Below are 14,769 nucleotides of genomic sequence, written 5' to 3'. Positions count from 1 at the left end.
AGTTCGGTCCCTATCCGGCGTAGGCGTAGGATATTTGAGAGGAGCTGACCTTAGTACGAGAGGACCGGGTTGGACGAACCTCTGGTGTATCGGTTGCATTACCAAGTGCATGGCCGAGTAGCCAAGTTTGGAAGGGATAAACGCTGAAGGCATCTAAGCGTGAAGCCCCCCTCAAGATAAGATATCCCATAGCACAAGCTAGTAAGACCCCTGAAAGACGATCAGGTTGATAGGACAGAGATGGAAGTGTGGTAACACATGCAGTTGACTGTTACTAATAGGTCGAGGGCTTAACCAAAAGAATGATCTGACAAAAATTCAATGTGTAGTTTTGAAGATATAAGAAAAGGAAAGCCATTAATTGTAATTGATTAATGGCTTTTTTTGCATGTGATCAGTGACATAAACGTAATCAGTTACTTATATATGATTAGTTACATATATATGGTATGTTATTTATAAGCGTGATTAGCTAATTGTAATAATTAGATAATGAAAACACGTAACCACTCGGTTAGGTGTTTTTGGTACAATGGGAACTAATTTGTGCATAGGTGAAGTAAATGGATAATAAATAGTTAATAAAACACGTAACCATATGGAAGATATATTTGGGGTAATAAGGAAAAAAACTCCGAAATAGTCGAGCAAATCGGTAAATGATATGATATTATACCCAAAGAATGAAACTATTTACCGATATGAAAGTCAAAATATTTTTGATAAAATAAAGATACTTATCAGTAACTTATGATAAAGCGTAGGAGAGTAATCTTAATTGAGTAATCTTAATCAGGATAGGAGAGAACAATGAAGAGGTTAATTAAACGTAAAGATTTAAAAGAAAATATGATTATTTATGGAGATGTATTAACTACCTATGGTACTATTTTAGTCAATAGTGGAACAGTGGTTGACAATCGTGTTTTAAAACTACTAGAAAATAATAATATCTATGAAGTAAGGATACTGGACACATCCAATGAGGATAGAAGGCTAGAAGGGTTAGAAACACATCTTAAGGAAATTCGTAAAACTACTAAGTTTAAGGAGATTAACCATAAGTACACACTATGCTACTCTAATATTCAAGGTCAATTTAATGATGTAATTGCTCGTGACAAAAAGGTGAATAAAGAAGAGATCATTAGTGGGATAAATACTGTCTTACATAAAGTTGATAACACAAATGAATTATTTGATGCCTTGTATGGTATGCAGTTGAAACAAAATCGAATGTATATGCATAGCTTGAATACAGCATTAATATCCAATGTTTTGGCCAAATGGCTAAAGTTTTCAGAGAAAGAAATTAACGATATTACCCTTGCCGGATTGTTTCATGATATAGGAATGTTAATGATGCCAGAAGAAATCTTACAAAAGAAGGAAGATGAACTTACCAAAGAGGATAAGGATTTGTTACAGAAACATACGATATACGGATATCGTTATCTAATGAAACGCGAACTTAATCGTCAAATTGGATTAACAGCATTAACACATCATGAGAAAGTTGATGGTTCAGGGTATCCATTACAGATTATGAGTCCCACGATATGTACATATTCAAAGATAGTAACAATAGCGGATGCCTATGATGAATTAACATTGACAGAAGATGGAGCAAGAAATCCTTTTTCATTAATTCGGGAATTCGAAAAAGATGGTATGTCAAAGTATGATACACAGTATATAATGGTATTCCTAACAGGGATTATGGATACGTATATAGGATGTGATGTGCTCCTTAGTGATAACCGAGTAGGCAGAATTATATATATTAATAAGTCTGATATGTCTAGGCCGACTTTAAAATGCGGTGAAGAATTTATTAATTTATCAGAGAAAAAAGAATTACAAATTATAAAATTTGTATAATAGATGCATAATTAACAATCAAAAATTTATAACAAAAGCCGGAATTTAGACAGAAGAAATTCCGGCTATATTTTTGCTTTAATCAGCAAGAATGTGCAAATTTTCGCATGGTTTACAGTATGTTTTCTTAAGAGGCATCGGTATAATTTTACTAGAGGAGTATATTAAATATAAGTTTTCTAGAGGAGGAATGAACAGTGAAATATGGATATTTTGATGTAGACAAAAGGGAATATTGTATTGAAAGAGTAGATTTACCAACTTCTTGGACAAATTATCTTGGGGTAAAAGATCTATGTGTGGTAGTTAATCATACGGCAGGAGGATATGCATTTTACAAATCCCCAGAATACCATCGAATGACTAGATTCCGAGGTAATAGTGTACCAATGGATCGACCAGGACATTATGTATATATAAGAGATGAAGAATCAAAGGATTATTGGAGTGTTTCTTGGCAGCCAACGAATAAGCCTTTGGACGAATATTCATATACTTGTAGACATGGTATGTCATATTCTGTATATGAGTGTGAACATGATAAGATCAAAGCAAAACAAACACTAGTAGTCCCAATTGAGGATAATGTTGAATTATGGGATGTAACAATTAAGAACGAAGATGATAAGGTAAGAGAGCTAAGCTTATTCTCTTATTGTGAATTCTCTTATCACCATATTATGATTGACAATCAGAATTATCAGATGAGCCTATATTGTGCAGGCTCTAACTATAAAGATTCAGTGATCGAATATGATTTATTCTATGAAGAGTTTGGATATCAGTATTTTACGGCGAATTTTGAACCAGATAGCTATGATTGCTTACGAGATAAATTCTTAGGATTATATCATACAGAAGATAATCCGGTTGCGGTTGAACGAGGATACTGCAGCAATTCATCAGAATTAGGTAATAATCATTGTGGATCTCTTCATAAAAAGATAATCTTACAACCAGGCGAAGAAATAAGAGTAATCTATATGCTTGGAGAGGGAAATCGTGAAGAAGGACAAAAAATCAGAGAAAAATATAGTGATTTAAAAAATGTAGATGCTGTATATACTGATTTAAGAAATTATTGGGATAACAAATTCAAATGTTTACAAATACAAACACCGAATGAAGGAATGAATGTTTTAATAAATACATGGAATTTGTATCAATCGGAAATTAACGTAATGTTCTCAAGATTTGCCTCTTTTATTGAAGTAGGTGGAAGAACAGGTTTGGGATTCAGAGATACGGCACAAGATGCTATGACAATTCCTCATTCAAATCCGGAAAAATGTAAAGAGCGTATTATTCAATTACTACAAGGTGTTGTATCAGAAGGGTATGGTCTTCACTTATTCCAACCAGAATGGTTTAAGAAAGAAAGCAAAGAAGATAAAAAGCCATTCAAATCTCCAACCGTTGTACCAACAGCATCTAAAGAAAGTATAGTACATGGAATTGAAGATGCATGTTCAGATGATGCATTATGGTTAATAGCATCGATTGTAGAGTACATAAAAGAAACTGGAGACAAGGGATTTGTAGATCAGATTATTACCTATGCAGATGGTGGAGAAGGTACTATATATGAACATATGGAAAAAATACTTGATTTTTCATACAAGCAAGTTGGTAGTACAGGAATCTGTAAGGGGCTAAGAGCAGACTGGAATGACTGTCTGAACCTTGGTGGAGGAGAAAGTGCTATGGTATCTTTTCTTCATTATTGGGCAATTGATAAATTCTTACAATTATCTGAAGTGCTTGGACGTCAGGCAGAAATAGATAAATATACAAAGATGTCACAGGAAGTTAAAAAAGTTTGTAATGATGTTCTATGGGATGGCGACTGGTTTATACGCGGAATAACAAAAGAAGGTGTTAAGATTGGAACAAGTAAGGATATAGAAGGAAAAGTACATCTAGAATCCAATACCTGGGCAGTATTATCAGGAGCAGCAAATGATGAAAAAGCAACAAAAGCTATGGATAGTGTGTATGAATATCTGTTTACTCCTTATGGCATACGATTGAATGCACCATCTTATACAAAGCCAGATGATTCTATTGGTTTTGTAACAAGAGTTTACCCAGGATTAAAAGAAAATGGAGCAATCTTCTCTCATCCAAATCCTTGGGCATGGGCGGCGGAATGTATGATTGGACGTGGAGACCGTGCAGTAGAATTTTACAATGCGTTATGCCCATATTATCAAAATGATAAGATTGAAGTTAGAGAAGCAGAGCCATACTCTTATTGTCAATTCGTAGTTGGTCCGGATCATACAGCTTTTGGTAGAGCAAGACATCCTTTCATGACTGGTACAGGAGGTTGGGCGTATTTTTCTGCAACTAGATATATATTAGGTGTGCGACCTGATTTTGATTACCTCGAAATAGATCCATGTATTCCAAGCGATTGGAAGGAATTTGATGTTACAAGAGTATGGAGAGAGGCTACTTATAATATTCATGTAACGAATCCAAACGGTGTAATGAAAGGTGTTAAGAAAATAATTGTAGATGGTAAGGAAGTAGAACAAATTAATGTACAAGAACCAAATACAACCCATACAGTTGAGATCATAATGGGATAAAATGAAGGAAAGGAGCATGATTATATAATGATTAAGTTTGGTACTGGTGGATGGCGTGCAATAATAGGAGATGAATTCACGAAAGAGAATATTCAATTATTAGCAAGAGCCATGGTTGAGAAGATGAAAGAAGAAGGAGTGGAGGAAGACGGTATTGTAATTGGATATGACCGTCGTTTCTTAGCAAAGGAAGCAATGCAGTGGGCAGCACAGATTTTCGCTGCAGAAGGAATTACAGCATATTTAATAAATCGTTCGGTACCAACTCCGCTTGTAATGTACTATGTTATGAATCATCAGATGCATTATGGTATGATGGTAACAGCAAGTCATAATCCAGCCATATATAATGGAATCAAAGTGTTTACATATGGTGGTAGAGATGCCAATGAGGAGCAGACAGAAGATATTGAACGCTATATTAATAAACTTACACTCGATGACATCGTTGAGATGGAATATGAAGCAGGGAAAAAGGCAGGTAAGATTGTTGAAATCTTTCCACTCAATGAGTACTTGGATAGTATAATTAAAGCAGTTGATATGAATGCAATCCGAGAGAAAAATCTTAGAATTGCGCTGGATCCAATGTATGGGGTTAGTGAAACTTCACTCAATATGATTCTACATACGGCTCGTTGTGATGTGAAAACCATTCATGAACGTCATGACACTTTATTCGGAGGTAAATTACCTTCGCCATCGGCAGCTACATTAAGAAGCTTGCAAAACACCGTAGTAGAAGGGCATTATGATATTGGAATAGCAACAGACGGAGATGCTGACCGAATTGGTATTATTGATGATACGGGAAGATTTCTTCATTCCAATGAAATCTTAGTTGTATTATATTATTATTTGACAAGATACAAAGGCTGGGAAGGGCCTGTAGTAAGAAATATTGCAACCACTCATATGCTTGATAAAGTGGCACATAGATTTGGTCAAGAGTGCTATGAAGTACCTGTTGGATTTAAGCATATCTCTGCTAAGATGATAGAGACGAATGCAATCATTGGAGGCGAATCATCAGGTGGTTTAACTGTACTAGGACACATTCATGGAAAAGATGGTATCTACGCAGCGATGCTACTTGTTGAGATGATTGCTGTTACAGGCAAGAAGTTATCTGAGATTAGTAAAGAAGTAGAAGAAGAATTTGGAAGTAACTACATGGAGGAACGGGATTATCGATTCTCTAGAGAGAAGAAGGAGGCTATGTATGATTTGCTTATGGAAGAGAAGGAAATTCCAGATCTTCCATATGAAATTGATCATGTATCTTATATAGATGGAAGTAAAGTATACTTTAAGAATGGTGGCTGGGTAATCACCCGGTTTTCTGGAACAGAGCCTTTATTACGTATCTTCTGTGAAATGCCGACAGAGAAAGAAGCTAAGAATATCTGCGATATTTATGCTGAATTCTTACATCTATGTGATGATAAGAATTCATTGATTTCCACCTGCTAGTATTGATATAATCTAAGTATAAGATAAACAATATCCCTAATAATAAACCATGAGAATTTATAAACACACGTAAATTACATCATAATTGTTGCCATAGCAAATGTGATGTATTGTACGTGTGTATTTGTACTATAAAGATAAAGAATGGAATAAGGGGTATAGGAGGAAAACTATGCAGATAGATTATGAAAAAGAAAATGAAAAGAAACAATCTCTTCAATGGAGCATGATACGAATGCTTGTTTTATGTTGGCTGCTACCGCTAGCATTACTAGTATTTATCATGCTTTTTTTCATGTCAACTAAGTTAAGTGGACAGACAGAAGACACTATTATCTCTTCATCGGATAAAGCGGTTGAGATTTGTCTGATGCAGATGGAGGGAGCGAGACTTGCATCAAGGAATGCGTCGTATATATCTACTATTCGTGATAGTTATTACGCCTACCAAAAAGACCAAGATAAGAGAAAGTTTTATGACACGGTTAATCAGTTCTTAGCCCAACAATATAAATATAACGAAAGCTTTCTGAGTACTATGTTGGTGTTCTTAGATGATCCGAGCATGGTTTACTCTACATATAGTAATTCAAAGGAAGCCACCTATACAAGTGTACTCGAGTTTAAGCGAATAGGACTATCGAAAGTACTTGATAAGGCAGTGGATATTGATACGAATATTGAATTACTTAATATTGAGGGACATTTATATATGATTCGTAACCTAGTAAAATCTAATTTTGAACCTTATGCTGTAATTGTAATGGAGATTAACACAAAATCCATGTTTAAGAGTTTAAAGAGCATTTGGGGATATCAGATAGGAGAAATCTATATGGATGGAGAACCGCTATTAAATAGTAATATAGACAATATCTTATCAAAGGATGAGCTTACTACTGTTACAGATGAGAGCAATTATCACAATAGGGATTCAAAAGATGTTGTCTACCGCGTTAGTAAATTGGATCAACATAAGCTAGCATTTGTTATACAATTGGATTCGAATATGATTATTGGGGAATTAGATATGGTCAAATACATAGGGGTTATCGTATTAATTTTTATGATTCCATTAGTAATGATGGTAATTATATTCTTTAATCGCAAAGTAACTAAGCCGATTAAATCCCTTGTTGAAGCGGCACATAAGATTACAAATAAAAAGTATGGATTTCAGGTGACTAAGTTAAGTAGCAGTTATGAATTTGATTACTTAGGAAATGTTTTTAATGAAATGTCATTGGAGCTACAGTATCAGTTTGAGCAAATTTATATGGAAGAATTAGCATTGAGGGATGCTAAGATTAAAGCGCTACAATCGCAGATTAATCCACATTTTCTTAATAATACATTAGAGATTATTAACTGGGAGGCGAGACTTGGTGGAAATCAACGTGTAAGTGGAATGATTGAAGCATTGTCTACGATGTTAAATGCTACCATGAACCGAAAGAATCAACATGTTATTCCATTAGAAGAAGAGTTAAGTTACGTGGATTCGTATCTATATATTATCAGACAGAGATTTCAAGGTAAAATTGAAGTAGTTAAAAATATTGATGAACAACTATTAACATATGAAGTCCCAAGGTTGATAATTCAACCAATTGTTGAGAATGCTATAGAACATGGAACTAGTACCTTAAGGCAAGGGAAGATTATTATATCAATCTATGAAGATATGGAGGATATTGTTGTAGACATTGAAGATAATGGGACATTAACAGACCAGGACATTAAAAAAATCAATCAGATATTAAATTCCGAGGGTGTATTAGGTTCAGAAACAAGTTTGAACCTAGGAATACGTAATGTTAACCAGCGTTTGAGGATTTTGTATGGAGAAAGGTATGGTTTGACTATAAATACTAATCAAAATAACCATACGGTTAGTAGGATTCGAATAGGTAAAGCAGTATTACACAACAATATTATACAATAAATAGCAACCCTAATCATTAACCTTTTGTTGAATTTGTACTATTCTATTAGTAGATGATATGTATTAAATATCAGTTAACATTATCTCGAGAGGTGTTTACAAGTTTATACATTTTCATCAATAAAAAAAGGGAGGAATAAGAAATGAAGAAAGTTATATCAATTATGCTAGTTTTAGTACTTACTTTTTCGTTAGCAGCATGTGGTAAGGACAAAAACAATGCAAAGAACACAAGCACTTCAACTGACAAAACAGAGACAACGGAGACAACAGATAAGACAGAAACAACTACACCAGAGGAACCAAAAAAACCAGTATCCATTAATGTTACAACTACTTACGCAGGTAATGATGGAAATGCTCAAAACTTCCAAGATGCAGTAAAAGCTTGGGAAAAAGAAACTGGTAACAAGGTTAACGATTCATCTGCAACATCTGATGAAACATTCAAAGCTCGTGTTCTTGCTGACTTCGAAGCTGGAGCAGAACCAGATGTATTATTCTTCTTCAATGGTGTAGATTCCAATACTCTTATTGAAGGAAACAAAGTAGTATCAATCGATGAAATTAGAGCAGAATACCCAGATTATGCAAGCAATATGAAAGATGCTATGATGGGAGCATCTCCAGTAGATGGAAAGAATTATTCAGTTCCTGTAAATGGTTATTGGGAAGGAATGTTCGTAAATAAAACAGTAATTGAAGCAGCAGGAGTTAAGATGCCAGATGCAACAACTACTTGGGATGAATTCTTAGATATCTGTCAAAAAATTAAAGATGCAGGATTTACACCTATTGCAGCTTCACTAGCAACAGTACCTCATTATTGGTTTGAATACAGTATCTATAATTTCTCAGAGACAGGTAAACATAATACATTAGCTAAAGAAGTTTCAGATAAGCAAGGAGAAGCTTGGTTTAATGGACTTAGTGATATTAAGGATTTATATGAAAAAGGATTTTTCCCAGATAATACACTTACTGGAACTGATGATGATACCGTACAAGCATTTATTGAAGGAAAATCAGCATTCTTAATTGATGGTTCATGGAAAGTTGGTGGTATCGAAGGATTAACTGATAAGGTAGATGACTTCACAGTTACATATGTTCCAGGAAAGAATGCTCGTAAGAGTACAGACATTATTGGTGGTTTATCTTCAGGTTACTATATTACTCGTAAAGCTTGGGATGATCCTGATAAGAGAGCTGCTGCTGTAGACTTTATCACTTATATGACTAGAGATGAATTAGTATCTCAATTTGCTCAATATTCAGCAACTGCATTAAAGAATGGTGTTACTGTAGATGAAAGTCAATTATCTTCGTTAGCACAAGAAGGTATAAAGATGGCAGCTGGTGCTACATCTATGACTGGTGCTTTACAAGATCTTATTCCTACAGAATGTAGAGTTCCTGTATTTGATGGAATGCCAAATCTTGTATCAGGTACAGTAGATATTAAAGACGCTATCCAACAAGTATTAGATTTATTAGCTGCACGATAATAGTATAATTAAAAGGGCTGTTAGCTATCCATGCAATGGCCCTTTTCATAACAAGAAGGTGAGACTATGAATTCAAACATATACAAAAAGAAAACACCTATTTTTGTTTTTTTAATCCCAGCATTCATCTTTATGACAATCTTTCTCTATTATCCATTCATTCGAAATATTGTAAACAGTTTTCAAAGTATTACGGGATTGGGTACAGCAGCGAAAGGTTTTAATGAACCATGGTATGCTAACTATAAAACAATGATAGAAGATCCTAATATGAGGATTGCAATTAAGAATACAATAATCATGATCATTGCGACATTAGTTGGTCAGGTAGGGATGGCCTTACTATTAGCATTACTAGTAGATAATATAGGGAGAGGAAAAAAATTCTTTCAAACTGTATATTTCTTGCCAATTGTAATCTCAGCAACGGCTTTAGGTCTATTGTTTAACTTAATCTTCCTTTATGATAAAGGAATGTTAAATCAGTTTTTGGAAATATTAGGTTTCTCCGGTTTGATTGACTGGAAAGATCAACATCATGCAATGATGACTCTGCTCATTCCTGTAATGTGGCAATATGTAGGATTTTATTTTGTAATACTGATCACAGGGTTGAATACGATTTCAGAAGAATTGTACGAAGCAGCAGTTGTGGATGGTGCTACGAAACTACAACAAGTATTTTACATCTCTATACCACTTCTTAGAAACGTGGTTTGTACATGTATTATATTGGCTGTTACAGGTGCACTGAAAGTATTTGATTTACCATGGATTATGTTCCCAAAAGGAATGCCAGTTAATTCAACATTTTTAACGGGTACGTACATGTATTATCAGACATTTAATTCAAACAACGTGGATTATGGTTCAGCCATAGCGGTTGTTATTGTAGTACTTGGAATTATACTTTCCAAGGTAGCAAACAAACTATTTAAAGAAAAAGACTATTAAGCAGGGGGTAACGATATGAGTAAGAGTGGTAAGCGAAAGAAACCCTCAATCGGAAAAATGATTGCATATGTATTCTTGAGTTTATGGGCAATAACTACGTTATATCCACTTGTATGGGTAGTTATTAATGCATTCAAGGATCGTAGATTAATTCTAACGGATTCCTTCACAATTCCTGTTGGAGCTAAAGCAACATTAGATAATTTTAGATTGGCTTTCAATAAATTGAATATATTAGGAGCGTATAAGAATAGTTTAATTATATCTTGTACAGTAATGTTTGTAGTAATGTTATTCGCGGGTTTTGCAGCCTTTGCGCTAGTAAGATACCATTTTAGAGGAAAACAATTCTTATATAACTTAGTAATTGCAGGTATGATGTTTCCTATATTCTCTACAATCATTCCGGTATTCCGTATGATGAATTCATGGGGAATCGTTAATACAGAGAGTACAGCGTTGTCATTAATGGCAACTGCATTACCGCAAATTGCAGGTAATATGTCATTTGCAATTGTGGTACTGATAGGGTATATAAAAAGTCTACCTATTGATTTAGAAGAAGCAGCATACATAGAAGGCTGTAATGTATATAAAATATATTTTAAAGTAGTTGTGCCTTTGACAAAACCTTCTTTTGCAACAGTAGCAATATTCACGTTCCTATGGAGCTATAATGATTTATTTACACAGATGTTCACGTTACGTTTGAAAAATCAATGGGCAATTACTCGTTTATTAGGTGAGTTAACTTCCATGGAAGGTACAAATTATGGATTGATGGCTTCAGCAGTTACTTTAGTAATAATACCTGTTTTGATAATTTATCTATGTTTGCAAAAATATATAGTAAAAGGTTTGACGGCAGGTGCATTAAAGGGATAGAATATAAGGTATCAATGTTACTTAGTGGGGGCGAATCTATGTATAAAGTTATGATTATTGATGATGAACCCATTATAGTGGAAGGACTGCAGAAGATCGTTCCTTGGGAGAAGTGGAATTGTAAAGTAGATGCAGTTGCCTATAATGGGGCAGATGGATTAGAACTAATTAACGGAGTAAGACCTGATATAATAGTCTCAGATATTAGCATGCCACAAATGGATGGGCTAAGTATGATAGCCAGTGTTAAATCACAATTTCCTGATTTAGAAGTTATTATACTAACGGGGTATCGGAATTTTGATTACGCTAGACAGGCAATAAATCTCGGCGTAACAAGATTCTTATTAAAGCCCTCAAAGATGGATGAGATTGAAGAAGCACTGTCCTTTATCACAAATCATTTGAGTGATAAGAAAGCACAGTCTAGTAACTTACTTGATGATGAAAAAGAAGAAGAACATATCGATGAAAATCCAGCAGGAAAGTTTATAGTTAAGAATGCAGTTCGGTATATTGAAGAGCATTATCAAGAGAAACTAAAATTAAGCGATGTGGCAGATCAAGTTTATGTTAGCCAATGGCATCTTAGTAAGTTATTAAATAGGCATATGGAACAGAATTTTTCGGAGATATTAAACAATGTGCGAATTGAAAAAGCTAGAGTGTTATTACAAGATCCAGCACTTCGAATTGGAGACATTGCTGAACAAGTTGGTTTTTTAGATATAGCACATTTTTCAAGAGTATTCAAAAAGCAGGTAGGCAAATCAGCTAATGATTATAGGAATACCGTATTAGGTAATAAATGATGAAGAAAATGAGAATATTAATTCAAATAGAAGGAAGTCGCACGATTTAGAATACGTGCGACTTCCTTCTATTAGTCTATATAGTTATTAGAAACTCTTTTACATATTGAAAACACTCTGTGTTTAGAGATTGTCTTCGTCTTCTACAATTTAAGAGATGAGTTTATTTGAAAAGCTTACCATCTTTTATGATGTGACGAATCTGTAGATCCTTTGATACAACGAGCAAATTGGCTTTTTTATTAGGTGTTATACTACCATAGGTATCATATAGACCAAGTGCTTTGATTGGATTTTCACAAGCTGCCTTAATCGCACTTTCAAGTGGAATTCCCATCTTGACCGCCCTGCACATACAATCATATAGATTGGTAGTACTACCTGCTATGGTTTGGTCCTCAAGTTCGGCAACAGAATCTTTCACATATACATCTTGCCCGCCTAAGGAGTAGTTACCATCAGGCATTCCAGTGGCACACATACTATCACTAACAAGGATAACACGGTCATCACTAAATAATTGAAAGGTTAAACGAACCACACTAGGGTGAATATGATTACCATCTGCAATTAATTCAACATGACTATGGGGACTATCAAAAGCAGCTCCAATTACACCAGGAGAACGGTGATGCAAACTAGGCATAGCATTGAATAGATGAGTAACTTGTCTTGCACCAACATTAAAGGCCTGCATACAAGTATCGTAATCACTAATTGTATGTGCAATGGTAAAAGTTACCTCATTATGAAATCGTTCAATTAAGTCTAGTGCATTGGTTTCTTCAGGGGCAATCGCTACAAACTTTATCAGTCCGTGGGCAGCAGTGGTTAACTTTTCATATAAAGAAACATTTGGCGCCACCATATGAGTACTATCTTGAGCTCCCTTTTTTGATTTTGAAAGGAAAGGACCTTCAAGATATATGCCCAAAACATCTGCGTGGTTTGGGTCAGAATGTGTTGTTTTATAGTTATGTATTGTAGATAGAATTGATAGTAATTCTTCCTCGGGTAATGTCATCGTAGTCGGACAAATAGTAGTGATACCGTGGGACAATTCATAAGAAGCAATTGTTTCTATAGCATCAATAGCAGAATCGCATGCATCAAATCCAACACAACCATGAAAATGTAAATCAGTTAGTCCAGGTATTACGTAGCAGTCTGTTGCATCAATTACTTGATGGTTAGTTGAATCATAACACTGTGCTCCATCTTCATTAATCGACAGTTGTTGTATCGTATCATTTGCTGTTATGATATCTAAGGGAACAAAAGCGTTCTGATCAGAATAGATCATTCCATTCTTAATAATCATATAGAATCCCTCACTTTCATAAAAGCATCCTTATCGCCAATTACAGTAGTGTCAGGATGTAATTGAAGAATAGAAGCTGGTACTTTTGGAGTTACAGGTCCAAAGAATGCTTCTTCTACTATGTCAGCCTTATTTTCCCCTGAAACGACGACAAGAATCTTCTTGGCTTGCATAATTGATTTTATACCCATTGTATAAGCTTGTTTTGGAACTTCGTCGAAAGACGAAAAGAATCTAGCATTTGCTTGAATTGTGCTTTCAGCTAAATCAACACAGTGAGTTTCCTTTTCAAATGCACCTCCAGGTTCATTGAAACCAATATGACCATTATGGCCAATACCTAGCAATTGCAAGTCGATACCATGAACAGATTGTATAATAGAATTATAGTCACTACATGCTTTCTTCTCATTAAGTTCTAGACCATTTGGAACATAAGTCTTGTTTTTAGAAATGTTAATATGATTAAAGAAGTTCTCATTCATAAAGAAACGATAGCTTTGGTCGTTATCAGGTGATAGAGATTTGTACTCATCTAAATTAACAGTAGTAACGTTGGAAAAATCTAAATCGCCCTTCTCATACCAACGAATAAGTTGTTTGTATATGCCAAGGGGAGTGGAGCCAGTTGCTAATCCTAAAACACATGACGGTTTCATAATGACCTGTGCGGATATAATATTAGCAGCTACTCTACTCATATGGTAATAATCTTCAGTACATATAAATTTCATAACATACACCTCCAGTATTATATAGTTTTATTGTTTGTAACTGTACAGGTTCTGTTGCTATTATGATGCCAATCCTGTACAATTTTATGGTAGCACATTAGAGATATATTTCAATGAAACTAAGCGAAGTAGACAATAAATAAAAAGAAATCACATAGGAATACAAATCAATCATACCAATTAATGGGGGTAAAAAAACATAAAAAACCCCTTTACAAACGAATTCAACTCTGTTATACTAGACCAAGTCAGCTGATGAGTTGTAGGAAATGAATAAACAATTCTGAAAAAAGTAAGAATTAAAACAACTCAGAAAATAATGAAAAAACATGTTGACAAACGTCGAAAGATGTTGTAAGATATAACAGTCGCTTCTGACAAGAACAGAAAACAAAGATTTGAAATGAAAAATGTTTGAAAAAAGTGCTTGACAACAAGGAAGCAACATGATAAACTAGATAAGCTGTCGCAAATGACTGAGAGATGTCGAAAAGCGGTACAACTTATAGAAACATTAGAAAACAAGATTTCAATGTATTGAAATTTGTTGAAAATGTAAAGTGATGAACATTGAAAATTGAACAGTGAAACAACCCTGAAAATTCTAATCGTATTCACAAGTTTTACTTGATAGAATGCGAAAAAAGATTTTCAATAAATAA

At 34.4% G+C, this 14,769-nt stretch carries 10 protein-coding genes and 1 rRNA gene; 9 read left to right on the top strand and 2 right to left on the bottom strand.

What is annotated here, in order from left to right:
• The 9 genes from BUB90_RS22765 to BUB90_RS22725 form a co-directional block, all read left to right on the top strand.
• Positions 1-298, top strand: a 23S ribosomal RNA gene (locus BUB90_RS22765); the annotation flags it as partial.
• A gap of 512 nt (positions 299-810) precedes the next feature.
• Positions 811-1,881, top strand: a complete 1,071-nt coding sequence (locus tag BUB90_RS22760) for an HD-GYP domain-containing protein (protein ID WP_073291932.1) — start codon at positions 811-813, stop codon at positions 1,879-1,881.
• Between the two features lie 197 nt (positions 1,882-2,078).
• Positions 2,079-4,475 carry a GH36-type glycosyl hydrolase domain-containing protein gene (locus tag BUB90_RS22755; protein WP_073291930.1) on the top strand — a complete coding sequence of 799 codons (2,397 nt, stop codon included), beginning with the start codon at positions 2,079-2,081 and terminating at the stop codon, positions 4,473-4,475.
• Positions 4,476-4,502: 27 nt separating this feature from the next.
• Positions 4,503-5,948, top strand: coding sequence for a phosphoglucomutase/phosphomannomutase family protein (locus BUB90_RS22750; protein ID WP_073291927.1), 1,446 nt, complete (start codon positions 4,503-4,505; stop codon positions 5,946-5,948).
• Positions 5,949-6,120: 172 nt separating this feature from the next.
• On the top strand, positions 6,121-7,893 hold the full coding sequence (locus tag BUB90_RS22745) for a sensor histidine kinase (protein ID WP_073291925.1): 1,773 nt from the start codon (positions 6,121-6,123) through the stop codon (positions 7,891-7,893).
• Positions 7,894-8,036: 143 nt separating this feature from the next.
• Positions 8,037-9,401, top strand: a complete 1,365-nt coding sequence (locus BUB90_RS22740) for an ABC transporter substrate-binding protein (RefSeq protein ID WP_073291923.1) — start codon at positions 8,037-8,039, stop codon at positions 9,399-9,401.
• A 66-nt stretch (positions 9,402-9,467) separates the two neighbouring features.
• On the top strand, positions 9,468-10,355 hold the full coding sequence (locus tag BUB90_RS22735) for a carbohydrate ABC transporter permease (protein ID WP_073291920.1): 888 nt from the start codon (positions 9,468-9,470) through the stop codon (positions 10,353-10,355).
• 15 nt (positions 10,356-10,370) lie between these two features.
• On the top strand, positions 10,371-11,240 hold the full coding sequence (locus tag BUB90_RS22730; RefSeq protein ID WP_073291917.1) for a carbohydrate ABC transporter permease: 870 nt from the start codon (positions 10,371-10,373) through the stop codon (positions 11,238-11,240).
• A 38-nt stretch (positions 11,241-11,278) separates the two neighbouring features.
• Positions 11,279-12,052: a response regulator transcription factor gene (locus BUB90_RS22725; RefSeq protein WP_073291915.1), complete on the top strand. Its 774-nt coding sequence runs from the start codon at positions 11,279-11,281 to the stop codon at positions 12,050-12,052.
• A 163-nt stretch (positions 12,053-12,215) separates the two neighbouring features.
• Here BUB90_RS22725 and nagA read toward each other — a convergent pair whose 3' ends face one another.
• Together nagA and nagB are read right to left on the bottom strand one after the other, a co-directional pair.
• Positions 12,216-13,373 (bottom strand): N-acetylglucosamine-6-phosphate deacetylase, encoded by a 1,158-nt coding sequence (gene nagA, locus BUB90_RS22720; protein ID WP_073291913.1) that lies wholly within the window; start codon positions 13,371-13,373, stop codon positions 12,216-12,218.
• Positions 13,370-14,107 (bottom strand): glucosamine-6-phosphate deaminase, encoded by a 738-nt coding sequence (gene nagB, locus BUB90_RS22715; protein ID WP_073291911.1) that lies wholly within the window; start codon positions 14,105-14,107, stop codon positions 13,370-13,372. The genes nagA and nagB overlap by 4 nt, the downstream gene beginning before the upstream one ends.
• Between the last annotated feature and the right edge of the window lie 662 nt (positions 14,108-14,769).

Origin of the sequence: Anaerosporobacter mobilis DSM 15930 (genome assembly GCF_900142955.1) — a bacterium.
Lineage (GTDB): Bacteria > Bacillota > Clostridia > Lachnospirales > Lachnospiraceae > Anaerosporobacter > Anaerosporobacter mobilis.
The sequence above is the reverse complement of the archived record's forward strand: the minus strand, read 5'-3'. Positions and strand labels throughout refer to the sequence as shown.